This window comes from Hungatella sp. L36, assembly GCF_014288035.1.
Genome location: NZ_JACOPC010000006.1, coordinates 298,289 through 322,610 on the forward strand (window position 1 = coordinate 298,289; position 24,322 = coordinate 322,610).

Genomic DNA, 24,322 nt, shown 5'->3' on the forward strand with positions numbered 1-24,322 from the left:
CGTAAAACCATCTATACCACAAAAAAAGCACCTTAATGATACGAAAAAACCGCAGGAACCAATCACATTCCTGCGGCGAACTTTTTCTATATACATCAGGAGAACAACGGCGTAGAGAAATACCGGTCTCCCGTATCGGGAAGCAGAACAACGATTCTCTTCCCTTCATTTTCCGGTCTTCTGGCCAGTTCCTTTGCAGCCCATACCGCTGCCGAGGATGAAATACCAACCAGAATTCCTTCATTCTGAGCGATCTCACGACCGGTCACATAGGCATCTTCGTCCTTCACACAAATGATCTCATCATAAATATCCTGGTTCAGGATCGTTGGAATAAATCCGGCGCCAATGCCCTGAAGTCCGTGAGGACCAGGATTTCCGCCGGAAAGAATGGGAGATCCCTCCGGTTCTACCGCTACGATTTTCACGTCAGGCTTCTGGCTCTTTAAATATTCGCCGGTTCCGGTAATCGTTCCGCCGGTTCCGACTCCTGCTACGAAAATATCCACAGTGCCATCGGTATCCCTCCAGATCTCAGGACCGGTCGTCTCCTTATGAGCCTTCACGTTCGCCGGATTATCAAACTGCCCCATGATAACGGATCCGGGGATCTCGTCTCTCAGCTCTTCTGCCTTCGCGATCGCTCCCTTCATCCCCTTCTTGCCATCGGTCAGTACAATCTCCGCACCGTAGGCCTTCAGTAAATTCCGGCGCTCCACGCTCATGGTTTCCGGCATGGTGAGAACTGCACGGTAGCCCTTCATCGCCGCGATGCTGGCAATGCCAATGCCGGTATTACCGGAAGTCGGTTCGATAATGGTTGCGCCCGGTTTCAAGGTTCCCGCCGCTTCCGCGTCAAGAATCATGAACAGCGCAGCACGGTCCTTCACACTGCCTGCCGGATTTAAATACTCCAGCTTTGCGATGACGGACGCCTTCAGCTGATGCTTCTTCTCATAATTAGTCAGCTCCACCAGCGGGGTGCTGCCAATCAGTTCCATTGCACTCTTTCTGATCTTTTCCATAATCATCCTCTTTTCCAATTCATAGTGTTCTTATATGAATTCTTTTTACTGATTTTAGTCTTGTTACTGCCATTTGTCAACTGTTTTTTTGTGATTATGGAAAATATTTCTATAAATCGTATAAGCGGCTGTATTTTTCCTTCAGATACTGAATGTAATACTTCGGATTGAAATCTTCTCCTGTCGTATCCTTCAGAATTTCTCTGCTGGTCTTCAGCTTGCCGAAACGATGGACGTTTTCCCGTAAATATTCACGGATTACTCCGATCTCCCCTCTCTCCAGAAGGCCCTCGAAATCCATCTCTTTCTTCATATGGTAATACAGCTGTGCCCCAAACGCACTGCCCAGCGCATAGGATGGGAAGTAGCCAAAGGAGCCCTGAGACCAGTGAATATCCTGCAGTACGCCTTCGGAGGCATTTTCAGGACGGATTCCTAAGTATTCCTCGTATTTGTCCGCCCAGATCTCCGGAAGCTTCTTTAAATCCAGGTCTTCCTCGATGATCATCTTCTCGATCTCATATCGGATCAGAACGTGAAGGCTGTATGTCAGCTCATCCGCCTCCGTACGAATCAGGCCCGGTTCTGCCTTATTGATGGCTTCCACAAACTGTTCCCTGCTGACTCCCTTTAACTGCTCCGGGAAAATGGACTGGAGCTTCTCATAAAGCGGTACCCAGAAGGCGGCGTTGCGGCCGATAATATTTTCGAAGAATCTGGACTGGGATTCATGCATTCCCATGGAAGCGCCCTGGCCCACCAGTGTCTGTGTCAGATCGTCGCCGATACCGAGTTCATAGATTCCGTGGCCCGCCTCGTGGATCACGGAGAACAGGGAGCTGTCCACATGGTTGCTGTAATGGGTCGTAATTCTTACGTCATGATTGTGCAAATTCGTCGTAAATGGATGGGCACTGACTGCCAGCACGCCCTTATTAAAATCAAAGCCCACGTACTCTGCCAGAAATTCCGCCAGCTCTCTCTGCTTCTCTTCCGGATAATCTCCTGTCAAGAAGGCGTTTTCAATCTTCTTTCCACGCTCCTTGATCTCACGGATCAGGGGAACGATGGCCTCTTTCAGCTCATCAAAGAACTGATCCAGCAATTCCATGTTAAAGTCCTTCTCATAGAGATCCAGCATGGAATCGTAGAGTTTTACGCCATCCTTTGCGCGGTAGGAGGCAAATTTCTTCTGGTAGTCCACTACCTTTTTCAGAGTGGGAACAAATTTGTCGAAATCATTCTCCTTCTTCGCCTTAGACCACACTCTCGTAGCCTCCGATACCAGCTGTGCGTTATCGCGGTACTCCTCCGCCGGGATGCAGACAAGCTGTTCTCTCGTCTCCTTCGCCTCTTTCACAATGGCTTTCTCCACATCTGTGAGGCCCTCTTCCTTCTCACACGCTTCGATGGCTTCCTTCATCTCGTCGCCTGCCACCATGTTGTAATACTCTTCAGATAAAGCTCCGATCACTCTGGCCGTATGGGCTCCGGCTTCCTCGGGTGCCAGCGTCTCATTATCCCACTCAAACAAAATCAGAGCGGTCTGTAACGCCATTGTCTTTTCCAGTACTTTTTCCAGTCTTTCATATGCTTTGCTCATGATGCCTTATCTCCTTGCTTCTTTATTCATATTCTGTCAAACATGTATTCAGTATACCTCTTCTGCCATATCCTGTAAAGTATGGAAATCCGGCCCACGAGGTATGCTGCAAACGGTAAGAGACAGTCTTACCAAACAGTATATACGAAAACTCAGAAATTACTACTATCCATCTGCCGATGTCTCCGCCAGCATACGCTAAAAAACGAAAAATGCAGGAAACCGGTATCTCCGGCATTCCTGCATCCATTTTTTCGTGTGATCCGTGTATATCCACGATTCCATGCATCAAAAATACTTCTTATTCCCCCATAAGTTGCTCTTTTTTAAATCCAGATATTCATTATAGGCTTTTTCCAAAATCTGTTTCTCGTTGGAAAATTTCAGTAAATGATACGCTTCGTGGAACTTATAATACCCGGAATCGATAAAATACTCTTCCCGTTGTGGTTTGCTGTAATAGCTGTCCGCCATCATCAGATACCAGTGAACATCCTTCTCCACCATATCCTGCGGCGTGTTAAAGGAGTACTGGCTCTTTCCGATATACTTAATAATCGACGCACTGACTCCCGTCTCTTCCTTCACTTCACGAAGGGCCGTCTCCTTATATTCTTCTCCCGCTTCTACAGTTCCTTTTGGCAAAACCCAACCTTCATATTTGTTCTTATAATTCTTATATAAAACCAGAATTTTACCTCGAAAAATAACCACACCGCCACAGCTCGTTGCCTCTATCATTGCAATTCCTCCAGACTGAAACCTTGCATCCCTGTCCGGGATTCCGGTTTTGGTGTGTCTCACAGACTGGGTATAGTATACCTCTTTTTAAACTTATATGCAAGAGTGTTCTTGTCATGTTCCATTTCACAATCCGTCTGGAGTTTTCGGTGCCCGGCCTCTGCTTCCCGGTCTGCCCCGGCTGGCTCCTGCGACCTTTCCAGTTCCGGTTTCGGGCATAAGCACTTCTAAACGTGCGGAATTTTTCTAAAAGCCAGGAGAAATGCCCAAACTCGCTGCGCTCAGACAGGTGGGCATTTCCCCTGAACGAAAAATCCCGCGCGTTAAGAATTGCTAATCCCCTGCAAAGTCACTGGAAAGGTCGCAGGAGCCAGCCGGGGCAGACCGGGAAGCAGAGACCGGGTACCGAAAACTCCAGACGGATCGTGAAACGGAACTTATCATCTCGAAAAGTAGGTATCAAACAGCGATCTGGCTATTGGAGCGGCCGTTTTTCCCCCGGAACCGCCTTCCTCCACGATCACGCTTACCACCAGCTTCGGATGCTCCGCCGGGGCAAATCCGATAAACCATGCGTGAGTCTCCTTGTCCTTGTCAAATTCCGCCGATCCCGTCTTACCCGCCACTGTATAGGCATCCGTACGCACCGCGGAACCGGTTCCTTCCGTTACAACGGCCCGCATAAGCTCTGTTAAGCTGGCCGACTCCTCCGCGGTCATCAGATTGCCGTATGACTGGGGCATAAATTTTTTAATAACATCACCTCCCACATTTTCCACGTGGTCGATGAGGTACGGCTTCATCAGAGTGCCGCCGTTTGCGATGGCTGCCGCGATCATGCCGCCATGTATGGGTGTCATCTGGGTCTGCCCCTGTCCGATGGAGGTCTGAAGTATCTGCCACGTATCGCCGTCCGGCGTCAGCGTATAGGCGCTCTGACTGTATGGAATGGCGATGGGAAGAGGCGTATCGAACAGAAGCTGATCCGCCGTGGTCTTAAGCCTTCCTAAATCCAGCGTCAAGGCGAGATTCGCAAAAGCGCCGTTGCAGGAATTTGCAAAAGCCCGGACAAAGTCCTGACTGCCGTGCGCCGTCTCATGGTAACATTTTATCGTGTAATCCTCATAGTGAAAAAAACCGCTGCAGTCGAACCGATAATCCCTGAAATTCTCCGGATTCTCCCTTATATACTCCAATGCCGTCACGATCTTGAACGTCGAGCCCGGCGGATAGAGCCCCTGAGCGGCGCGGTTTAACAGCTGTCCCTCGCTGTTGTCGCCTGCCACAAGAGCGTCCCAGTCCGCAGCCAGCGTATTGGGATTGTAGTCCGGTTTTGAGACCATGGCGAGTATTTTCCCGGTGTCCGGTTCCATAGCGACCACCGCACCCTTCCGGCTGCCCAGAGCGTCATACGCCGCCTTCTGGAGGTCTACGTCGAGAGTCGTGATCACATTGTCCCCGAGATTTTTAACGGACGACAGCTCATTGATTACCTGCTCGGCCAGATTCACGTGGCTGGTCAGCAGATAAAAGTTACCCAGTGCCTCCAGGCCGGTCTTTCCCTTGGTAGAATACCCAACCACATGGGAGAACATGGCATCATAGGGATAATACCTCGTTTCACCGCCGTTCTCGTCCACATTTGTTTGAGCCAGAACTCTTCCGTCACTGCTTAAGATTTCTCCCCTTACCACCCGGTCCGAAAAGCTGTCGAGCCGGGCGTTGTAGGAATTGTTGATCACATTTTCACTTTTTATCTGAAGAAAAAAGGCAAAATACAGGACCAGTCCTGCGAAAAGAGCCGCCACCGCATAGGTAATCATCAGAATATGGCGGTTTGCCTTGGGATTCGGGTCAGCCTTTTTCATATTGTTTTTCTTCCTCTTCATTCTGTTTTAAAATATACAGCCCCTGCATGACTCCGAACAGAATAAACGTGCTGAACACAGAGCTTCCGCCGTAACTCATCAGGGGAAGGGTCACTCCGGTAGAGGGAATGAACTTCGTCACGCCTCCCACGGTTAAAAATACCTGGACGATATAGACCGTTCCCAGGCCAAAGGCAATCAGTTTGTAAAACACCGCTTTCATGCGGCTGGCAATCATCATAAACTGCAGAAAGCATCCGAAGCAGATGAACAGAACGCACAGGGCAAAGATTCCTCCCAGTTCCTCCGAAACGGCGGAAAATACAAAGTCCTTTTCCACCACCGGTATCTTCCCTGGCATTCCCTGGCAGAGTCCCATGCCGAACCACCCGCCCGTACCGATGGCGAAAAGGGACTGGGTAATCTGGTATCCCTTATTTTCAATATCCGACCATGGATTTCTCCAGGCAAGCACCCTCGCCCTGACATGATCGAAGAGCTGATAGGCCAGCACCGAAGCCGCGGCCCCCGCACCTGCTCCGCCCAGAAGATACACCCATTTCCCCGTAGCCACAAACAGCATCAGCACGTAGGTTACGAAGAAAATCAATGCGCTTCCCAAATCCTTGGAAGCCACCAGAATCAGTACATGAAGGGCGGCCACCAGCGTAGTCATGCACACCGTCTTAAACTTCGTGGAACGGTAAAACATGGTCGCCACGAAAAAGACGAAGCTGATTTTTACGAATTCAGATGGCTGGAAGGTAAAGCCTCCGATTCCAATGGAAAGCTGAGCTCCATAGCTGCTAATCCCGGTAATCAGCACGACGCCGAGCAGGAGCAGTCCCAGGATCCCATAGACCCACGGAATCTTCGACAGCTGCCACACCCGGTCCATAATAAACGGTATAATCCAGGTAATAACCGCGGCCGCCAGCACGATCACGAATTGTTTCAGCGCCCGGTCAAAGGACAGCCGCGTCAGAATGATAAAGCCCACGCTGAGCAGCATACACATGTTGTTGACCAGAAGCCGCGAAACATTGTGGTAGAACAGGCGGTAAACGTAAATGTAGCACAGAAAAAATACCACCTGCGCCACATAAAACGCGAGGATGCGCTCATCTTCCGTTTTTAGCCACAGAATCCCGTATGCCAGAAAATGAATCAGAAACATGCACCGGTTCTGACGTCCGCATATCTTCTTTTGTTTTCCTTCGTCCCGGAAAGAAAAATACCGGAAATTCAACCAGGTATACACCGCAATCAGCAGTATCATCAAATACCTGGAAACATCGACAATCAGATTCACCATAGGCTCCTACTCCACACCGCGTTTAAAATGTCCTCTTGTAAAGTCTCCAAAGGGCTGTTCCACCCGTTTTCCCGACAGCAGGCTGTCTGTAAAGCACCGGATCACCGCCGCCGTCTCCTGCGGTGTCTCAACGGTAAACTGAAGTCTTACCGCCGCCGGAGCCAGTGCCCTGATCTGTTTCTCCATTCCCAGGAGGGATACCGGCGCCGCATTATAGATCGTGTTATAGCAGAACGCACAGTGATTCTTCACAGGAAATTCCTTGGCCATACGGTCTTTCAGCATAAGAAGCCCCGGCTTTTTATCACACTTCTCCGTTCCCTGGTGAATGCACTGCGCCGTCACCATCATGGGCAGACGGCCATATGCAATCAACTCGCCAGGTTTGGAGAGCCGGGAAAGCTCTCTCTCGTTTAATTCTACCGGCCAGGTCAGCTCTGCGGCACCCATCTTCATAAGAAAGGATTCCGCTCTGTCGTTCATTCCATACATCCCATAGTCGAAAACCCAGGGGATTTCCGGGCCATGTTCCTTCAAATATCCGATCTCCTCCATGGAACGGATCAGCACTCCGTCAAATCCGGCTTCGCAAAAAGCCTTCTGACTGCGTTCGAAATACCGTTCCGCCTCGGTCCGGAAGATATGGGGCATCGTCAGCATACACTCTTTTCCCGCGTCGTGACAGGCCGAGACCGTCGTTTTCCAAAGCTCCGGCCCGAACTCAGCCGCGTCCACATAGACTCGCTTCACATGAGGATTATCAAGAACTGCACTGAGACAGTCCGGGCGCTCGAGGGAAACGAAAATACGCGCCAAACCGTTTTCTCTGCGGTTGGCAGTCTCCACCGTACCGCGATTCTTTTCGTCCGCCGTTTCCACCGTCTGCGGCACTGTTTCCACCGACTGCGGTACTGTTTCCACCATCTGCGGCACTGTTTCCACCGCTTGCGGCGCCTCGCGGCGGTACTGCTTAAGCACTGCGTCTTCCAGTGCTTCCAGCCCTCTTCTTCGCAGATCATTCAAAGACTGCACCGGAAGAAAGACTTCTCCGGCAAGCTCTACGGTAAGCGTTTCAAAATAGAATGGAGTATTCCCGGTCTTTTCCAGCTGCTTTCTGATTCTGGCCTCGTCCATGGGTTGTTTTAACGCCTCCAGAACGGGATCACCTGACACGGACACGCGGCAGTCTCCGCAGGAAAGCTCCAGCAATGCGGGCTTTCCCGTCTCCAGAACAACTGTTCCCCGGATCGGCTCCTGCTGCTGCTTTTCCACAAAATTCTTATCCAGATAATCGAACAGCTCCTGGTTGCCTTCGCGGAAGGATGGTTTTTCCTTCCATACCACCATATCTTTTCCATTATGGCGGCGGTAGTATCCGTCCGTCTGGCCCCCGCGGTCAAACAGCTCCAGAAGGCGCTTTCTGTCCTTTTCATCCACCCGGTAACCGGCCCGTCCCCGTTCCAGATAAAGGTCCGTGTAGCGCCGGTAGATTTCCACCACTCCGGCCGTATAGCGCGGACTCTTCATCCGGCCTTCAATCTTCATGGAATAGATTCCCGCTTCTATCATATCGGGAATGAGATCCAGGGTGCATAAATCCTTTAAACTCAGCACATACCGGCTGTCCTTCCCATTCAGAGTCTTCCCGTCCCGTTTCACGTCGTAAGGCAGGCGGCAGGTCTGGGCGCACCTTCCCCGGTTGCCGCTTCGTCCGCCGATCAGGCTGCTGAACAGACACTGCCCCGAATAGCAGTAGCAAAGCGCTCCGTGGACAAAGCTTTCGATCTCCACGTCCACTTCCCGGTGAATTCCCGCGATCTCCTCCAGAGACAATTCCCTGGCAGTCACCACACGCTCCGCGCCCAGTTCCTTCAGGATGCGTGCTCCATACACTCCAGTTATGGTCATCTGCGTGCTGGCGTGAACCGGCAGATCCGGGAATCGCTCTCGGATCAGCGCAAACGCCCCCATATCCTGAACGATAACCGCATCGACTCCCCGCATATAATAAGGCTCCAGAAACGCATATAAATCTGCCAGCTCCGTTTCCTTCATGAGCGTGTTCACGGTCATGTACAGTCTGCATCCATGGAGATGGGCATAATCAATCGCCTCTAAAAGACGGTCTTCTTCCGGATTATCCGCGTAAGCGCGGGCTCCAAACCTGCTGCCGCCGATATAGACCGCGTCTGCCCCTGCCGCCACTGCTGCCTTCATACTTTCCAATGACCCCGCCGGAGCGAGAATCTCTACTCTTTTCTGTTTCACGTAAGCCTCCCTGCTAAACTTTTTCTAATAATAAGGGGATGTCTCCCTGCTCATGAGACATCCCCCGATTTTATTCCTTATTCTCACTGCCTGTCCGGACTGTGCCGCCGGTCTGACCTGCGTTCTTCTTACTCTCCGAAGCATTCCCGGCAGATGCCGCCTGTCTGGAAGTTCTGCCCGCTGCCAGCTCCTTATTCGCAGCCTCCAGCTTCATCTGGGTCGTCACCAGCTCATGCTTCAGGCTGTAGACTTCCTTTTCCATCTCATGCTTAAGCCGCTCCAGCTGCGCGATCTGCTCTCTCGCCTTGAAGTAATCGTCCGCCATATTCAGTTCTACCATGGCGGTCTGGTACTCTGCACTCTGCTTCGTAAAACCTTCCTGCCTCTTAAGCGTTGTGATCATCTCATTAATATAGCTGGCCACACGCTGCATGTAGCCCTCATCCTCGGTGCCTCCCAGAGTATATATTCTTCCATCTATTAAAACCTCGGTATAGTGCTTGGTATCCATGTCATGCTCTCCTGTTATCTTTTGCTGTATCGCTTTCTTATCATAATATACCATATTTTACACGGATGTCAAAGTGTTTTCCTGCACTGAGTTTTTACATTTCTTCCTGTTCGCAGCTATTCCAGAGCAAGTCCCAGATGGTGATACGCCCGTTCCGTCGCCACACGGCCGCGGGGCGTTCGGTTGATAAACCCGTTCATCAGCAGATAGGGCTCGTACACGTCCTCCAAAGTCCCTGCATCCTCGCCGAGAGAAGCCGCCAGCGTCTCAAGCCCCACAGGCCCTCCTGAAAATTTCTCTATCATTGTGATTAAGATGGCTCTGTCATTGTTATCCAGTCCAAACTTATCCACATCCAGAATATCCAGTGCGAAATCTGCCACCTCTTTCGTGATCACGCCGTTGTACTTCACCTGGGCAAAATCACGAACCCGCTTTAACAGACGGTTCGCCAACCGCGGCGTACCTCTGGAGCGCTTGGCGATCTCCGCGGCGCCTTCCGGCTCAATCTCCACCTCTAATACCTTAGCCGAGTGGCAGACGATAATCTCCAGCTCCTCCGGCGTATAAAATTCCATCTTCTGTACCACGCCGAACCTGTCCCGCAGCGGGGCCGTCAAGAGTCCCGCCCTGGTGGTTGCACCGACCAGAGTAAACCTGGGTAAATCCAGGCGGATCGAACGCGCGGCGGAATCCTTGCCCAGCATGATGTCGATTGCGTAATCCTCCATGGCCGGATACAGGACTTCCTCCACCTGACGGTTAAGCCGGTGAATCTCATCCACAAACAGGACATCGCCTTCCTGGAGGTTATTCAATATGGCCGCCATCTCCCCCGGCTTCTCAATCGCGGGGCCGCTGGTCACTTTCATGTTCACGCCCATCTCATTGGCAATGATCCCGGATAAGGTTGTCTTCCCCAGTCCCGGCGGTCCGTAAAACAGCACATGGTCAAGGGATTCTCCCCTGGCCTTCGCCGCGTCGATATACACCTTTAAGTTGGCCTTCAGCTTCTCCTGGCCAATATAATCGTTCAGACTCTGCGGACGGAGGTTGGGCTCGATCCGCTTATCTTCTTCCGTAACTTCTGTCGTTATGATTCTTCGTTCCATCTTCTCATCTACCTGCTGTTTTTATAGGAATGCCAGATGCTTCAGCGACGCCTTCAGGACATCCTCGGAGGTCATGTCCTCAGTCACTTCCACCTTGCCTACCGCGCGGTTCGCCTCGGTCTGGGAATATCCCAGCGCAACCAGCGCTTCGATCGCCTCTTTGGCCACACCTCCGGCTGATATCTCGGGACCTTCCGCTGCCGCAAACTGTGCAGGCAGAACATCCGCCATATCAATCTTGTCCTTCAAATCCAGAATCACCCGCTGGGCCGTCTTCACTCCGATCCCCGGCGCCCTGGAAATTGCCTTCGCGTCGCCGGAAATAATAGCGACCCTCAAATCATCAGGCGTCATGGCCGACAGAACGCCCAGCGCCCCCTTCGGTCCAATCCCGCTGACGCTGATCAGCTGCTTAAACATCCGTAAGTCCTGCCGGTTTAAGAAACCATAAAGGCACATCCCGTCTTCCCTCACCTGAAAATATGTATACAAAATCGTCTCCATACCAATACCCGGCAAGCGGTCCAGTACGGATAACGGTACATGGATTTCCAGACCGATGTATCCCGCTTCAATGATCACGGTGTCTTCAAAGATATCGACCAGAGGTCCCTTTACATAAGAAATCACGCGCTCAGTCTCCTTTTTTTCTTCTCTGCTTTGCCTTTTATCATATCATACCGTGTATTCATATGCAAGCAGTTAATCGAACAAATATTCTGTTTTCCCGCCCGGCGGTTACCGTCCACAGCCTGGAAGAAATCCATTTTTCCGGAAAATCCACACTTAAAAAGACCGGTTTAAGTCTTTCCTGAATTTTTTCTTTATGATATAATGGCTTTATAAAAACGGATTTCAGGAGACATCACGATGATTACCATACACGAAACACCGCTTTTCCCTGAGACATACCCTTTGGACCGTCTCGGGAAGCGGGAAGACCTTTTATTTTTTGATATAGAAACGACCGGATTTTCCGGAGAATATTCCAACCTGTATTTAGTCGGATGCGTCTATTACGAGGGCGGCCGGTGGAACCTGGTTCAGTGGTTTGCCGACACCGTGTCTGCCGAGAAAGAGGTGCTTGTCACCTTCTTTGAATTTCTGAGACGTTTCCCTATCGTCGTGCATTTTAACGGGGACGGCTTCGATATTCCTTATCTTTTAAAGCGCTGCCGCGCCTACGACCTGCCTTACGATTTTTCCGGAGTGACGAGTCTGGATATCTATAAAAAAATCCGCCCTTACCGGAACCTGCTTGGCCTGGAGAGCATGAAACAGAAAGCCATCGAACAGTTTCTCGGCGTCGGGCGGGAAGATATCTACTCCGGCGGCCAGCTGATTGAAGTATATAAGGATTATTTATTTTCGCACGAGCAGGTGCTTTTGGACATGCTTCTCTTACATAATGCCGACGATCTCCGGGGGATGCCTGGTATCCTGCCGATACTCAATTATCCGGACTATCTGGAACACGGCTTCACACTGGAAGGTCAGGAGCTTCTGACACGGAACGATCTCTTTGGCCGGGAATATCACGCCCTCAAACTGGTTTACCAAAGCGACTATACCGTGCCGGTTCCATTTTCCCGTTCCTCCTCCGTGGCCGATCTCGAAGCGAAGGGCGGGCAGCTCACCGCCACTGTCGATCTGTATGAAGGGGAGCTTAAGTATTTTTATCCTGATTACAAAAATTACTACTACCTGATCTATGAGGACCGGGCGATCCATAAGAGCGTCGCCGAATACGTGGACAGGGAAGCCCGCATCAAGGCAACGGCAAAGACCTGTTATACGCGCCGGGCCGGCTGTTATCTGCCCCAGTTTGCTCCCATCTTTGATCCGGTTCTTCAAAAGGAGTATAAGGACCGGATCACATACTTTCCATATGATGACAGGCAGTTTGCAGAACAGGAACGAAACGGCGGTTACGTCCGCCATTTGCTGGATTACCTGTGCAGTAAATAGAGGAGAGGCAGGAAGCAGACGAGAGGGCGTTCGCTCAAACGCCCCCCTGCATCTTTCTGAATGCACGCGGAGATACGCCTTTCGCCTTTCTGAACGCGTCTCCAAAATAGTTTCCGTCTCCAAATCCGCACCGGTCTGCAATCTCTGTGACAGAGCAGCCGGAATTGAGAAGAAGTCTCGACGCCTCCCGGATTCTGATATTGGTCAGATATTCTTTATACCCAAAACCTGTGACCGCCTTAAACTTCCGGGAGAAATAGGCGGGACTCATGTGGCTTAATTCCGCCACCTCCTCCAGGGTAATGGGATTCTGATAATGGTCGTAGATATATTTGGCAGCTTCCTCGATGGTCTCTTCTCCCAGCTCCAGCCGGCCATGATCCGTCTCCGCCTCCTGACAGCGGGACAGTGACACCAGAAGTTCGTAAAAACACCCTCTTTTCATAAGCGGTGAAAATCCATCCTGTCCTGTCTCCTCGTATTCGATCCGGCTGATCAGCTCTTCCACCCTGCTCCGGTTTCCGTTTGGAACGGTAACCTTCGAGTTACGGAAAATATATTCCACATTCTCTTCCCCGCACAGTTCCTTCATACTGTCGAGATATTCCCCGTCAAAGCTGATGGTAACCCTTTCATTAACCGGACTCGAATGGTATGTGGTCCGGTGTATCTCCCCCGGCTTTAAGAAGATAATATCCCCCGGCTCAACGTAATACAGCGTATGGTTGATAAAGATCTTGCAGTGTCCCGAATAGAGATAATAAAATTCGTAATGCGTATGCCAGTGGCTTTCCGCCATGTGAAACTCGTAAGACCGCTTTGTGCGGCTGATGTTGCATTTCATAGCTTTCCCCCAATCAATAATCACCATTTTTCAGCAGGGCCTTCATATAGGCGAAGGTCCGCTCTTCTCCATGTTCCTTCAGCATCAGAAGGAGCTCTTCCAGCAGCTTAGCCGTCTCCGGCGCTATAACCATATACTTCTTCGCATGGCTGTAGTACTCCCAGGGGGATGCATCCGTGTAATCCTTCCCCTTATATGTTTTGGAAGCCGCGATCCGGTCCATCATCATCTCGATGACGTACTTAAGCGGCATCTTATGGCCGGCCAGTCCCTTCGACATATCCGTCGTAAAGTCAATCCAGTATTCGTAATGATGTTTATTCCTCCCCTTGTGGTGAAGCCACGCCTTCGAAAAGCCCTTCTCCTCCCTTTCTGCAGCGTTGGGACTCCTCGTCCCCTGATAATAAATCACCCCTGGAATAAACTCTTCCGGACCGTATTTCGACAGATCATGAAGGAGTCCCTGTTTATAAAGCCCAACCCGGAAACAATTCTTCATGACTCTGAATTTATGCACCGTTATCGTATGAAAATGTCCCCAAAGATTATGTAACGTCATGGCCGCCTCCATCTGTTCTTAAAAGCGCAGAATACGCTTCAAATCGTTCCCATTTTACCACACTTTTCCCACTCAGTGCCACTATAATTTCTTTCTTCTTTTATTTTTTAGATTTCTTATTTTTTTAAGCTGAAAATGTTTGACACCTTTCCCAAACTATGCTATTCTTAGGGAAGTTGCAGAGATGCTGCAGCTCAATATACTATAATTTTTTTATTCATTTTGGAGGTATCACAATGAAAGGTACAGTTAAGTGGTTTAACAACCAAAAAGGTTACGGATTTATTTCCGACGAGCAGGGTAACGACGTATTCGTACACTACTCAGGTCTGAACATGGATGGCTTTAAGTCTTTAGACGAAGGCGCCAGCGTAGAATTCGACGTAGTCGATGGTGCTAAGGGACCTCAGGCAGTAAACGTTACCAAATTTTAATCATTGACTTAACGATGTACCTTTTTCAAGATGTGACCGCCACTGCGAATTTTTAATGCGTGGATTGAAGCAAACAACATAAAGGAAGAAGTACGATTGTTTTACATGATTACAGACAGAGCCACCCGAGTTCGGATGGCTCTTTTTGATTGCATAGAGAAGATCGCTCTATGAACCCCTATCTCACCGCGCGGTCGCGGATATCCGTCAGTTCTTCCACAGAGAAATTGTAATGCCTGCTGCAGAAATGGCAGTTCACCTCGATGCTCTCGCCCTCATCAATCATTTCATTTAATTCTTTCTTTCCAATGCTGATTAATGCTTTCTCCACACGTTCCTTCGTACAGTTGCAGGTAAATTCCGCCGGCACCTTATCCATGATTTCAAGGCCGAACTCCCCTAATATATGATCCAGAATCATCTCCGGGGTATTTCCCTCATCCAGCAACGAAGTAATGGAGGTGATCTCGCCCAGCTTCTTTTCCAGCTTATCGATCATCTCGTCCGACGCGCCCGGCAGAAGCTGAATAATAAAGCCTCCCGCCTGTCTCACCGTATTGTCCTTATTCATCAGGACTCCCAGTGCAACAGAGGATGGAGTCTGCTCCGACGTAGCATAGTAATAGGTTAAATCTTCCGCAATCTCTCCGCCGACCAGAATTGTCTGACCTACGTACGGTTCCTTTAAGCCGATATCCTTAATCACGCTTAAAACGCCCTCTCCCACGGCTCCGCCCACATCCAGCTTGCCTTTCTCATTGGGCGGCAGCATGACTCCCGGATTAAAGGCATAGCCTTTTACGTTGCCCTTAGAGTCCGCGGTCACGGTCAGGCCTTCGATCGGGCCGCTCCCCTGTACCTTAAGGGTCAGTAAATCGTCATCGCCCTTCATCATAACACCCATCATGGCTCCCGCCGTTAAAAGGCGTCCTAAGGCCGCTGTGGCCACAGGGCTCGTATTATGGGCATGCCTTGCATGTTCCACCAGTTCTCTTGTTGTAGCCGCAAATGCGCGGACCTGATGGTCTCCGGCTGTGGCTCGTACAATATAATCCGTCATCGTTCTTCCTCTTTCTTTCCGCGTTCCCTGGCAACGACGTAGATACGCTCACTGTCCTCCCTTATGGGATTCTCCGTAAATGCGTCATAAGCCGCCACAAAGTCCATTCCCGCCTCTTTAAGTGCCATTATCACCGTGTCCAGAGAATAGGCTTTCTGATAGTGAGTTTCCACATACTTCCGGTAGAGATCATCCTCCATCCGGATAAACAGGGCTAAATCGTATTCATTAACCATGGTGTCCTGATCGTAATAATTCTCCCAGATGAAGCTGCTCTCCTCCCGGTCTTCCGCAATGGTAGATTCCCCAAGCACATTTTCATACTTATAGATTGTGTTTAAATCAAAAATAAAAATACCTTCCGGGTCCAGGTAATTGTTAACAAGAGAAAATACCTCCACCAGATCATCGTATTCCAGGATATAGTTCATGCAATCGCAGATGCTGACCACGGCTGCCACCGTGCCGTACAGCTCGAAATCCCGCATATCCTGAAGCAGATATAGAATATCACGCCCGGAGGCGGCGCGCTTGTCCATGGCAATCTGAAGCATGTCCTCGGAATTGTCGACGCCGATCATGTCGTAGCCTTTCTCAGACAGAAGCTCCGTCACACTTCCCGTTCCGCATCCCAGATCCAGGACCAGGCCGTCTTCTACGCCGTATTTCTTTAAAAGTCCGGTTAGATACCGGCACCATTCTCCATATGGAATATTGTCCATAAAGGTATCGTACACCTCTGCAAATCCGGTATAGGCCTCCATCTGCATCTCCTCCTCTTAACAATCAAATACCCCGCACATAACATGCAGGGTATCAGTTTGCGTTACTATGCGTTCTTTCCGCAGCACTTCTTATACTTCTTGCCGCTTCCGCACGGACATGGATCATTTCTTCCGATCTTCGGTCCCTTTACAATGGTTCCGGAAGCTTTCTGCTTCTTGTACAGCTCTTTCTTCTTCTCTTCCGGAAGAAGCTGCTCCCACTGAGGAAGACCGTAAAGCCATTCCGCTTTCGCCTCTACCATGTTGTAATATAACTTTTCCGGATCGATCTCGATCTTTACAACAGTATCCTCGTCCATGGTGTCGATCGGGTTCTCATATCCCTTTAAGCTCTCATTGATACCATCTAAAAATCCTGTCATGGTCTGAACATCGGTACCGTACTTTTCAGCCAGTTCCTTCACAGTTCCTTCCACTACAGTCTCCGGCGCGGAGAGGATCTGCTCATAGATGCCTTTCTCCACTACGAAGTAATTAGACCATAACTCTTCCCTTGCTTTATCATCCAGCCCATCGCCATACGCCAGGGTTCTCCAATTTTCTAAAATAGTCATCGCTCAACCATCCTTTTATCTCTTATTTCTGTAATACTCCATGAATCAGTATATAACAACTTTGACAAATTTGCAAAACGTTTTTTGATTATTTGGACACGGAATCAAAAAAAAGTGCAGAAAGCTGCATAAACTCGAGGTTTTTCAGCCTTCCACACTAAAAAGGGGAGGATAAGTATTTCTTTTTTCTTTTGTTGATAGTATTATAATTCCCATTCTGGATTTTTTTATACAGGGAGATACCAACTTTTTTTTTAAATGAAAGAATCCCCATGCCAGGCACAGGGATTTTACTTTATTATTCGCTGATTGTTCTTGGATAAACAGAAACCTGCTTTTTGTCTCTGCCTTTTCTTTCAAATCTGACAACGCCATCCACGGTTGCGAACAGTGTATCATCTCCACCACGGCCTACGTTGATGCCTGGATGAATATGTGTACCACGCTGTCTGTAAAGAATGTTGCCGGCTAAAACGAACTGGCCGTCCGCTCTCTTGGCGCCTAATCTCTTGGACTCGGAGTCTCTGCCGTTCTTTGTAGATCCAACACCTTTTTTATGTGCAAAAAATTGAAGATTCATATTTAACATTTGTCAGTCCCCCTTATTAAGCGTTGATCTTATCGATCTTGATCTGTGTATAAGCCTGTCTGTGACCATTCTTCTTATGATAGCCGGATTTTCTCTTATACTTGTAAACGATGACCTTCTTTGCTTTGCCTTCCTTTACAACCGTACCCGTTACAGTAGCTCCTGCTACGGTAGGGCATCCAACTGCCAGTTCTCCGTTGTTCACAACCAGAATCTGATCAAATGTTACTGTTTCTCCTGCTTCGACACCAAGCTTTTCAACCTTGATTGTGTCACCTTCTGATACTTTGTACTGCTTGCCACCTGTTGCGATAATTGCGTACATATGGCACCTCCTGTTTTCTTTACTCGCCAATTTCGGTGGTCCGGGAAGCCGGACGCTTAGGACCTCGTTGAGCGGCACATACTTAGTTAGGATAGCATTATTTAATGGGAATGTCAAGGAAATCTTCATAGCGGCGGATTTAACCATAACAATACTCCAAAAAGAAATACTGTTCCAAAAACTACAAAAGCACAGCCACACTTACAGAAAAATTTTATGACTTTACTGTATGCCGACTGCAGTTTTAATTCAGGAACCATCAGCCGGTACAAACTGTATCCAAAGAGTGTGCCCCAGGTATTGTTAAAAATATCATCCAGTTCACATAAGCCCAATTTATAAAAGTACTGAGTCGTTTCAATCGCAGCCGACGCAAGGAACCCCACAAAAACAGTAACCAGACATGAGCGAAAGACGTTTCCATTCATCGGGAGAAAGAATCCGAGCGGAATAAAAAGTGCAATATTTCCAAGGATATAGAACCAGTGAATTCCTGAGCGGTACTCCCATGCACGTCTTATAGTCCAGAATAAATCCAGATTAATCTTAGATTCTGCAGTCTCCTTTCTGGCCAGCAGTGTAGCGGAAAGTATTGTAAAGATCCAGAAAAAAAGCAGTTCCCGTTTTAAAACCAACGCTGATTTTTTCATATCCCAAACGATTGCTGTCAAAAGTACTGTTACAGCCATCACAAGTATCAACAGCGCCACAATACGCTTTGCTCCCGGGAACGTATAGGGATTCCAAATGCTATTCCATGAAATAAGGTCTGTGATACTATTATACATAACTGTGCTGTCTCCTCACCTTGTAAATGAACCTGATCAATTAACGTTTCAATCTAATTTCTTTCTATAGACCCGCTTCTATTTTTTCCATTATATACGTCATTATACTGTCCATGCCCCCAAAAACAATCTGATGAATATAGGATAGAGATAGCTTGCACCAAATGTTCCAAGTCTCTTTGGGCCGGATATCTTTCCTTCCTTTTCCATAAGTTCCAGTGCTTTATGAAAAGCAATCAGTACTGTAGCCCTTGTAATGGACTTTTCCTTACGGCTGATGAACATCTCTCCACCATTCGATCCGTCTCTGCGTCGGTTAACAGTATAAGAGTATTTAAATCCTTTACTCGTATAAAATGGATATCCGGCAAATACAGCAACCGCCTCCCAGAGCAGATCATCCATATCCGCCGCTCTGGCAAGAATGGCCTTCTGCAGACTTTCGCACGCAAGCTTTCGTTCGCGATACAGCCGGATGCGATCAGCAGCCACGGATACCTCTTCTAATTTATATACAGATTTACTGTATGGAAGATACCCGTTTACAGAAGCACGGCTTAAACCGGTAAGTTCCATGACTTCAGCCACACTCTTCCCCTGTTCATAGAGGTCGTTTACCTTTCGGCTTATCGATGTACTGTACAACTCTATGTGATAATGGTATCCGGCCGTAATCAGAAGTTTTCTTACCTTCAGCGGTGTTATGTTGAATTCTTCCGCTATTATCTTTAATTTGCTGCCTTTCTGCCTGGCATTGTCTACGCCAGGCATAGGAATCATATTCTCGCTTACTGTATTCTCATACGCCTCGGCTATTACATCCATAAATTCCTGCATAACTAAATCTGCGTCAAAATATGGTTTCTTTTTCGGACGCCCTGATTTCAGTAATTGTCCTGGTTTATCCGCCACTGTCTGCCTGTTCATTCCTGCATCTGATAAATCTTCTAGCATACTTTTCACCGTCTGATTGATAGTAATCACTTGCTGATTATTCGTCTGTTATAATATAATAACTCTTAATCACGTTGAATACAACTGAATATTAATCTGCCGTTTACAAAGAATCTCGTTTCTCTGAAAACACAGAATCATATGTAAACGATATCCACATTGTTTTCAAATGCCTCTATTATACCTGCAATATTTGATGATACCTCTTTATTAATATATGACATATTCTTGTTTGATTGAATAGCCTTAACAAATGCAACTATTTCATATCGTATTCCTTCTCCATCCAGCTGATAAAAGAACCTTTTGTTATCGGCTGGATTTTCATAGCGTAATTCAAAATAATCCGTCTTCCACCAGGGAGCCGGAATATATGCATACCCCTCCGTTCCTGAAATCACCAAATCACCTTCCGATTTTATTCCCTTTCCAACTTTTATTGACGCAACTGCATTATGATAGACAAAATTTATTTTTGTAAACGCATCAAATTTACTATTCTTATCAATCATGTGTGTTACGATTTCCCTCGATTTATAATCAATACCCAGCAACTGAAAAACAGGAAGCATGGCTGTTGGTCCCCAGGCACAGATGCTGTTCCAGGTAATTGACATTTCATCTTTATTAAATACATCAATATCTTTCAGACTTGTACAAGTTGCATCTACTGAAATAATTCGCCCGATTTTTCCACTTTTGATCTGTAGTAACAGCCTTGAATAAGCGGTTGAATAAGCAGTTTTAATTCCCTCAAACAAAACACATTGGTTCTTCTCTGCTAATTGGAATAATTCCAGACATTGCTGTTTTGAAAGTGCAATTGGCGACTCACATATCACATGTTTTCCAAACTCTAAAGCTTTCTTTATTTGTTCATAGTGCTTTGTTGGATGAGAAACCAGGTATACTGCATCGGTAAGATCCAGCAGCCTTTCATAAGATTCTGTAGTGTATATCTCTTTTTCAAATTCCATTGCTTCCAGCCTCATACTGCATATGCCTATGACTTTTACACCATTCACATATTGGCATTCCTTTGCAACTTTACCAAGAACAGTAGATTCTCCAACCAGTCCAATACGTAACTCTCTTTTCTCAGATCGCAGTTTTGAGCTGGATACCCCTTGAGTTCTATCGATATATATAACCTCACAATACTCCTTTAAATAGTCAAAATACCCAACCCAATCAGAGCCGACTGTAAAAATATCAATATCGTATCTCTTAATATCATCAATCTTCTGACCTTCATATTCTTCAATTACTATCTCATCCGCTATCCCTGTCGCACGAACAGCCTCTACTCTCTCCATCAGCGATCGCTGGACATTGATTTTTCCTCTCACTTTGTCAAAATCATCAGCGGTTACACCAACTATTAAATAATCTCCTAATGCCTTTGCTCTTTCCAGCAGGCGAATATGTCCGTAATGAAGCAAATCAAAGGTCCCATATGTAATTACTTTTATCATTTGGTTTCGGCTGCCTTTCAAAAATTATACCCGAACTCAGATAATTCCACGCCTTTTCAGATCTTCAAATGCCTTAATCAGTATTGTATTATCCGAAATGGTTAGTGCTCCAATATGGCCTACTCTGAAAACTTTATCAGCCAGTTCTCCGCCATTCGGACAAACCCAGATATCATACTCATCTTTAAGGATTCGGAAAATATCGTGAGCTGATGCCGTTGTCGGATGGATAGGAGTCACTGCATTTGACATTGACTCAGACATAATCTCAAACGGCAGACCCTGAATCCTTGCTCTAAAATCATCTGCTAAAGCAGCAGCTTTTGCTATTTCTGCTTCCACACCTCCCTTTGCATCAATTTCCCTTAACCGAGCATTCATCTGCATCAAAATACCAACTGCCGGTGTGAACGGAGTCTGCCCTCTTTCACCATCTTCAAGGGCATTCTTTAAGTTAAGATACATACACTTTACGCTTCCCTTTTTCACTCTGTTAACCGCATCAGGCGATAGTACCATGACAGAAATACCAGGAGGACATGCAAGCGCCTTCTGTGATCCTGTCAGCATAATATCGATTCCAGCCGTTTTGACATTAATATCATCCGCAAGAAAAGAGCTGATAGCATCAACAATCAAAAAAAGACTATTTGCTTCACAAAACGCATGGATCAGGCCAAGGTTATAATGAACTCCCGTAGACGTCTCATGGATATTTACCAAAAAGCCTGTATAACCTTTTCCATTAAATACTTCGAGTTGTTCAGATGTGATATCTTTACCAATGTCCACCCTGATCTCCGTAAAAGGTATATCATGGATTTCACATAATTCCACAAAACGCTGTCCAAAAGTACCACCATTTACTACTAAAACCTTATCTTCAGTGGTAAACGAATTCATTATGGCAGCTTCCATAGACGCAGTACCAGAACCAGTAATAAAAACCACTTTATAATTTTCTTCTGCTTTTGTAAATCTTTTTATCAGAGCCTCATTTTCAAATATAATCTTTGAAAACTCAGGTGTTCTAAAGTAAGGAACCTGCTGTGCCCCAATCTCTCGTACTTTATCACTGGACATTACCGGTCCAACTGTAAAATTAAGCATTTTGATGCCCCCAATCTATCACTTCCGATTTTTCCTTAACTTTTGTTTTAAATTCCACAAAGCTACCTTCTGCCTGTTGCCCCATACATATTTCTGCCAAAGCAGTTTGATGCCGGGAGATTTTGCCCATTTCTTATTTATGGAATCATAATCCATTTTACCAGTAAGATCTGTCATGAATGCAGCTCTATCCGGATTATAGGAAATTGGTTTTAGCAACGGGCTTTGATATTTTAATGCTGTGATAAAATCAAGTTCATGGCCATACATTTGGGACGCTGCTTTCCTTACGGTTTGCTTTCCCTTTTCCGTACTGCAAACGACAAGGGAAGCACCACCATTTTTTCCATATAACTCAGGACAATACAAGTGAACACCCCAAAGGTCACCAAGGGTAATATCTGCTACTCTTTCGGTGTTTGCAAACGGGCACTTATAGCAGCTGGGCCTGCTCATTAAATGATTAAGCCAAATCGACCAGAAGGGATTAAACCATCTATCTGTCTTCATTTCTACCCCCCCCCCGAATTTTTGTAAGCATTACCTGGAAATCCCATTTAGCTTTATACCGGGATCTTCTATGTTCCGTTTTCCCTTCGCCAACAAGTCGGGTTTCCATGACCTCAAAGTCCCATTTTTTACTGTCTTTGTATCGATAATCAAGATATTCAATAGGCGCTCCATACTTTTTTTTGCACCATTCATTATATTTTCGGACGTACCACGGACTCGGAACTCCTTCACATACTACTTCAATAGTCAACAGATTCTGCTGATCTGTATCTTCCAGAAAAGCTTTCAATCCTGCGATATGACAAGGCGTTCCCGAAAATAATACCTTTTTTCCTTCTTTGAGAAAGGTCTTCGCATCTGCATATGCAGTTCCTATGCGGCTCTGTGAATATTTGCTTTTTCTGAAAATATCGAGATATTTTTTATCTGTAATATAGGTATGATAAACCTCCACTCCATCAGCCGCCGCACCAAAAATTACGTAATTCTGATCGCACCACGCTTCCACGACTGCAGAAAATGCACCTCCGGATGTACTCTTATCCCGAACAACTTCATCTTTCAAATAACCGCCAAATACATATTTATCCTTTTCGAATCGAGCTGGCATATTTTCTTTAGGGCATACCTTATTGCACCGTCCACATCGAATACACTTTTCCAATTCGATAACAGGGTATCTGAATCCTTCTTCATCTTCCTGCATAAAAATTGCCAATTGGGAACAGGCTTGAATACAGGCTTCACACCCAAAGCATTCAGATTTTATTTTTGTGTGAAGAAATCCATCACTCATTAATCTCCAATGCCTCCTTAATATATTCCAGAGAATCACTTCTCTTTGCCTTAAGAATCTCCTCGACTTTATTAAAATCAATGGCAGCTTCGCTTGTTTCAAAGCCTGTAATCATTTTGCATCTTTTCAGATCAAGCAATTCAAGCAATTCATCAATCTTAGTATCTGCCTGTTCACGAGAGAATACCTTAAACGGCGTATGCATCTGAATTGCAAAAATCGCTCCATGAAACGAGTTTGTAATTACACATTCCGCATATTTTACCAACGAAAGGAACTCTTCCACACCAGCATCATATTTCATAATATGCCGTTCAGCATTTGTCGCTCGAAGACTGATTTCAACTACTGTGCATGATAAACATTCTGCAATCCTATCCGCATATTCTTCCATTTCCTTGTTATACCGGCGTACATACAAAAGAATATATGGTTCATCAATCATACGTTTTTCAGTTATCTTCTCATAATCCTCACCTTTTAGCAAAAGCGTGGGATCCAATACCCTCTGAACGGGAACTCGTTCTATGTCCACAGATTCTTTTATAAAATCTAAATTTACGCTTTCTCTTACAGAGATAGCTCTGAAATTCTGCATTCTATTCCTTAATGTCTCAAGCTCTTCGTGATAAAATACAACATCACCAAAGCTTGCTGCATAAGAAACTGTTCTTGCTTTTTTCATAACCGGATAATTGCCAAAATAACCATCATCAAAGCCTTTAAACTCTCTGATGCACCATATTGTATCACTTCCGCAAACGTAGCCATATAAGCCTTCCAGGCCTAATGAGTCATTAAAATTTTCAGAAGTATATTTCTGCGAAGAGAGCTTATAATACTTTCTGTAAAATTGCTTAAACTTGTCATTATTCATACGAATCGCAGGCATAGAAAGTTCAATCATTCTTTTGGACTCTTCGTCGGCATCCCAAAGATTCTTAATTGGGTTTAAAATATCTTTATCTTTAAGAACATCAGGACAATAGTCAAGAACAATTGACTCAACTTGTCCAGGTGCTATGCCATTCATAACCTCCTGCAGCGCGTAAGTATGTAATGCAGAACCATAATTTGTAAAGTTACAATAAAGATTGTAGCTAATATGTGCATATTTTTTCATCA

Annotated in this window: 25 protein-coding genes; 2 read left to right on the top strand and 23 right to left on the bottom strand. The window is 46.7% G+C overall.

Going from position 1 to position 24,322, the window contains the following annotated elements; all coding sequences use genetic code 11:
* Positions 1-95 precede the first annotated feature (95 nt).
* The 9 genes from cysK to ruvA all read right to left on the bottom strand — a co-directional run bounded on the left by cysK (position 96) and on the right by ruvA (position 11,073).
* The gene (cysK, locus tag H8S80_RS16960; RefSeq protein ID WP_117632539.1) at positions 96-1,025 is read right to left on the bottom strand and encodes a cysteine synthase A; all 930 of its coding nucleotides are present in this window, start codon (positions 1,023-1,025) and stop codon (positions 96-98) included.
* Between the two features lie 109 nt (positions 1,026-1,134).
* A complete protein-coding gene (locus tag H8S80_RS16965) occupies positions 1,135-2,628 on the bottom strand; it encodes a carboxypeptidase M32 (protein WP_117632538.1) in 1,494 nt (497 codons plus the stop codon).
* 288 nt (positions 2,629-2,916) lie between these two features.
* Positions 2,917-3,369: an NUDIX hydrolase gene (locus H8S80_RS16970; RefSeq protein ID WP_002603763.1), complete on the bottom strand. Its 453-nt coding sequence runs from the start codon at positions 3,367-3,369 to the stop codon at positions 2,917-2,919.
* 440 nt (positions 3,370-3,809) lie between these two features.
* On the bottom strand, positions 3,810-5,237 hold the full coding sequence (locus tag H8S80_RS16975) for a peptidoglycan D,D-transpeptidase FtsI family protein (protein WP_117632536.1): 1,428 nt from the start codon (positions 5,235-5,237) through the stop codon (positions 3,810-3,812).
* Complete coding sequence (locus tag H8S80_RS16980) at positions 5,224-6,552, bottom strand: FtsW/RodA/SpoVE family cell cycle protein (RefSeq protein WP_117632535.1); 1,329 nt, start codon at positions 6,550-6,552, stop codon at positions 5,224-5,226. The genes H8S80_RS16975 and H8S80_RS16980 overlap by 14 nt, the downstream gene beginning before the upstream one ends.
* 6 nt (positions 6,553-6,558) lie before the next feature.
* A complete protein-coding gene (locus H8S80_RS16985; RefSeq protein ID WP_117632534.1) occupies positions 6,559-8,820 on the bottom strand; it encodes a U32 family peptidase in 2,262 nt (753 codons plus the stop codon).
* Positions 8,821-8,890: 70 nt separating this feature from the next.
* On the bottom strand, positions 8,891-9,331 hold the full coding sequence (locus H8S80_RS16990) for a cell division protein ZapA (protein ID WP_002603759.1): 441 nt from the start codon (positions 9,329-9,331) through the stop codon (positions 8,891-8,893).
* A 116-nt stretch (positions 9,332-9,447) separates the two neighbouring features.
* Complete coding sequence (ruvB, locus tag H8S80_RS16995) at positions 9,448-10,443, bottom strand: Holliday junction branch migration DNA helicase RuvB (RefSeq protein WP_002603758.1); 996 nt, start codon at positions 10,441-10,443, stop codon at positions 9,448-9,450.
* Between the two features lie 21 nt (positions 10,444-10,464).
* Positions 10,465-11,073, bottom strand: a complete 609-nt coding sequence (ruvA, locus tag H8S80_RS17000) for a Holliday junction branch migration protein RuvA (protein WP_002603757.1) — start codon at positions 11,071-11,073, stop codon at positions 10,465-10,467.
* Between the two features lie 240 nt (positions 11,074-11,313).
* Between ruvA and H8S80_RS17005 the strand changes: the two genes are divergently transcribed.
* Positions 11,314-12,411 carry a ribonuclease H-like domain-containing protein gene (locus tag H8S80_RS17005; protein ID WP_117632533.1) on the top strand — a complete coding sequence of 366 codons (1,098 nt, stop codon included), beginning with the start codon at positions 11,314-11,316 and terminating at the stop codon, positions 12,409-12,411.
* A 34-nt stretch (positions 12,412-12,445) separates the two neighbouring features.
* On the opposite strand, the gene H8S80_RS17010 is transcribed toward H8S80_RS17005, so the two are convergent.
* Together H8S80_RS17010 and H8S80_RS17015 are read right to left on the bottom strand one after the other, a co-directional pair.
* Positions 12,446-13,255: a helix-turn-helix transcriptional regulator gene (locus H8S80_RS17010; RefSeq protein WP_038258010.1), complete on the bottom strand. Its 810-nt coding sequence runs from the start codon at positions 13,253-13,255 to the stop codon at positions 12,446-12,448.
* A gap of 13 nt (positions 13,256-13,268) precedes the next feature.
* Entirely contained in the window at positions 13,269-13,814 is a 546-nt protein-coding gene (locus H8S80_RS17015; protein WP_002603754.1) for a DUF5662 family protein, read from the bottom strand.
* 236 nt (positions 13,815-14,050) lie between these two features.
* Between H8S80_RS17015 and H8S80_RS17020 the strand changes: the two genes are divergently transcribed.
* Positions 14,051-14,248, top strand: coding sequence for a cold shock domain-containing protein (locus tag H8S80_RS17020; protein ID WP_002603753.1), 198 nt, complete (start codon positions 14,051-14,053; stop codon positions 14,246-14,248).
* A 178-nt stretch (positions 14,249-14,426) separates the two neighbouring features.
* Here the strand turns inward: H8S80_RS17020 and hslO are convergent, their stop codons facing one another.
* The 12 genes from hslO to H8S80_RS17080 form a co-directional block, all read right to left on the bottom strand.
* Positions 14,427-15,308 (bottom strand): Hsp33 family molecular chaperone HslO, encoded by an 882-nt coding sequence (gene hslO, locus H8S80_RS17025; protein ID WP_117632532.1) that lies wholly within the window; start codon positions 15,306-15,308, stop codon positions 14,427-14,429.
* Complete coding sequence (locus H8S80_RS17030) at positions 15,305-16,072, bottom strand: class I SAM-dependent DNA methyltransferase (protein WP_117632531.1); 768 nt, start codon at positions 16,070-16,072, stop codon at positions 15,305-15,307. Before H8S80_RS17030 ends, hslO begins: the two co-directional genes overlap by 4 nt.
* 65 nt (positions 16,073-16,137) lie before the next feature.
* The gene (locus H8S80_RS17035; RefSeq protein ID WP_002603750.1) at positions 16,138-16,647 is read right to left on the bottom strand and encodes an SEC-C metal-binding domain-containing protein; all 510 of its coding nucleotides are present in this window, start codon (positions 16,645-16,647) and stop codon (positions 16,138-16,140) included.
* Positions 16,648-16,945: 298 nt separating this feature from the next.
* Entirely contained in the window at positions 16,946-17,236 is a 291-nt protein-coding gene (rpmA, locus tag H8S80_RS17040) for a 50S ribosomal protein L27 (protein WP_002603749.1), read from the bottom strand.
* A 16-nt stretch (positions 17,237-17,252) separates the two neighbouring features.
* Positions 17,253-17,561 carry a 50S ribosomal protein L21 gene (gene rplU / locus H8S80_RS17045; RefSeq protein ID WP_002603748.1) on the bottom strand — a complete coding sequence of 103 codons (309 nt, stop codon included), beginning with the start codon at positions 17,559-17,561 and terminating at the stop codon, positions 17,253-17,255.
* Between the two features lie 125 nt (positions 17,562-17,686).
* Entirely contained in the window at positions 17,687-18,349 is a 663-nt protein-coding gene (locus H8S80_RS17050; protein ID WP_117632530.1) for a VanZ family protein, read from the bottom strand.
* A 102-nt stretch (positions 18,350-18,451) separates the two neighbouring features.
* Positions 18,452-19,276 carry a hypothetical protein gene (locus tag H8S80_RS17055; RefSeq protein ID WP_147338560.1) on the bottom strand — a complete coding sequence of 275 codons (825 nt, stop codon included), beginning with the start codon at positions 19,274-19,276 and terminating at the stop codon, positions 18,452-18,454.
* Between the two features lie 164 nt (positions 19,277-19,440).
* Positions 19,441-20,778, bottom strand: a complete 1,338-nt coding sequence (locus tag H8S80_RS17060; protein ID WP_117632528.1) for a Gfo/Idh/MocA family oxidoreductase — start codon at positions 20,776-20,778, stop codon at positions 19,441-19,443.
* Between the two features lie 36 nt (positions 20,779-20,814).
* Positions 20,815-21,888: a pyridoxal-phosphate-dependent aminotransferase family protein gene (locus H8S80_RS17065; RefSeq protein WP_117632527.1), complete on the bottom strand. Its 1,074-nt coding sequence runs from the start codon at positions 21,886-21,888 to the stop codon at positions 20,815-20,817.
* Between the two features lie 18 nt (positions 21,889-21,906).
* Positions 21,907-22,398 (bottom strand): Coenzyme F420 hydrogenase/dehydrogenase, beta subunit C-terminal domain, encoded by a 492-nt coding sequence (locus H8S80_RS17070; RefSeq protein WP_117632526.1) that lies wholly within the window; start codon positions 22,396-22,398, stop codon positions 21,907-21,909.
* Positions 22,385-23,197, bottom strand: coding sequence for a 4Fe-4S dicluster domain-containing protein (locus H8S80_RS17075; RefSeq protein WP_117632525.1), 813 nt, complete (start codon positions 23,195-23,197; stop codon positions 22,385-22,387). The genes H8S80_RS17070 and H8S80_RS17075 overlap by 14 nt, the downstream gene beginning before the upstream one ends.
* Positions 23,190-24,320 (bottom strand): polysaccharide pyruvyl transferase family protein, encoded by a 1,131-nt coding sequence (locus H8S80_RS17080; protein ID WP_181987985.1) that lies wholly within the window; start codon positions 24,318-24,320, stop codon positions 23,190-23,192. Before H8S80_RS17080 ends, H8S80_RS17075 begins: the two co-directional genes overlap by 8 nt.
* Positions 24,321-24,322: the final 2 nt, after the last annotated feature.

Bases quoted from the DNA above. Each gene is read 5' to 3' on its own strand.
- H8S80_RS17070 (WP_117632526.1), bottom strand. From the start codon at position 22,398: ATGAAGACAGATAGATGGTTTAATCCCTTCTGGTCGATTTGGCTTAAT.
- hslO (WP_117632532.1), bottom strand. From the start codon at position 15,308: ATGACGGATTATATTGTACGAGCCACAGCCGGAGACCATCAGGTCCGC.
- H8S80_RS17080 (WP_181987985.1), bottom strand. From the start codon at position 24,320: ATGAAAAAATATGCACATATTAGCTACAATCTTTATTGTAACTTTACA.
- H8S80_RS16970 (WP_002603763.1), bottom strand. From the start codon at position 3,369: ATGATAGAGGCAACGAGCTGTGGCGGTGTGGTTATTTTTCGAGGTAAA.
- H8S80_RS17050 (WP_117632530.1), bottom strand. From the start codon at position 18,349: ATGTATAATAGTATCACAGACCTTATTTCATGGAATAGCATTTGGAAT.
- H8S80_RS16990 (WP_002603759.1), bottom strand. From the start codon at position 9,331: ATGGATACCAAGCACTATACCGAGGTTTTAATAGATGGAAGAATATAT.
- H8S80_RS17005 (WP_117632533.1), top strand. From the start codon at position 11,314: ATGATTACCATACACGAAACACCGCTTTTCCCTGAGACATACCCTTTG.
- H8S80_RS17075 (WP_117632525.1), bottom strand. From the start codon at position 23,197: ATGAGTGATGGATTTCTTCACACAAAAATAAAATCTGAATGCTTTGGG.
- H8S80_RS16980 (WP_117632535.1), bottom strand. From the start codon at position 6,552: ATGGTGAATCTGATTGTCGATGTTTCCAGGTATTTGATGATACTGCTG.
- H8S80_RS17010 (WP_038258010.1), bottom strand. From the start codon at position 13,255: ATGAAATGCAACATCAGCCGCACAAAGCGGTCTTACGAGTTTCACATG.
- cysK (WP_117632539.1), bottom strand. From the start codon at position 1,025: ATGGAAAAGATCAGAAAGAGTGCAATGGAACTGATTGGCAGCACCCCG.
- H8S80_RS17030 (WP_117632531.1), bottom strand. From the start codon at position 16,072: ATGGAGGCCTATACCGGATTTGCAGAGGTGTACGATACCTTTATGGAC.
- H8S80_RS17015 (WP_002603754.1), bottom strand. From the start codon at position 13,814: ATGACGTTACATAATCTTTGGGGACATTTTCATACGATAACGGTGCAT.
- rplU (WP_002603748.1), bottom strand. From the start codon at position 17,561: ATGTACGCAATTATCGCAACAGGTGGCAAGCAGTACAAAGTATCAGAA.
- H8S80_RS17060 (WP_117632528.1), bottom strand. From the start codon at position 20,778: ATGATAAAAGTAATTACATATGGGACCTTTGATTTGCTTCATTACGGA.
- H8S80_RS17035 (WP_002603750.1), bottom strand. From the start codon at position 16,647: ATGACTATTTTAGAAAATTGGAGAACCCTGGCGTATGGCGATGGGCTG.
- H8S80_RS17065 (WP_117632527.1), bottom strand. From the start codon at position 21,888: ATGCTTAATTTTACAGTTGGACCGGTAATGTCCAGTGATAAAGTACGA.
- H8S80_RS17020 (WP_002603753.1), top strand. From the start codon at position 14,051: ATGAAAGGTACAGTTAAGTGGTTTAACAACCAAAAAGGTTACGGATTT.
- H8S80_RS16965 (WP_117632538.1), bottom strand. From the start codon at position 2,628: ATGAGCAAAGCATATGAAAGACTGGAAAAAGTACTGGAAAAGACAATG.
- H8S80_RS17055 (WP_147338560.1), bottom strand. From the start codon at position 19,276: ATGAACAGGCAGACAGTGGCGGATAAACCAGGACAATTACTGAAATCA.
- H8S80_RS16975 (WP_117632536.1), bottom strand. From the start codon at position 5,237: ATGAAAAAGGCTGACCCGAATCCCAAGGCAAACCGCCATATTCTGATG.
- rpmA (WP_002603749.1), bottom strand. From the start codon at position 17,236: ATGTTAAATATGAATCTTCAATTTTTTGCACATAAAAAAGGTGTTGGA.
- ruvB (WP_002603758.1), bottom strand. From the start codon at position 10,443: ATGGAACGAAGAATCATAACGACAGAAGTTACGGAAGAAGATAAGCGG.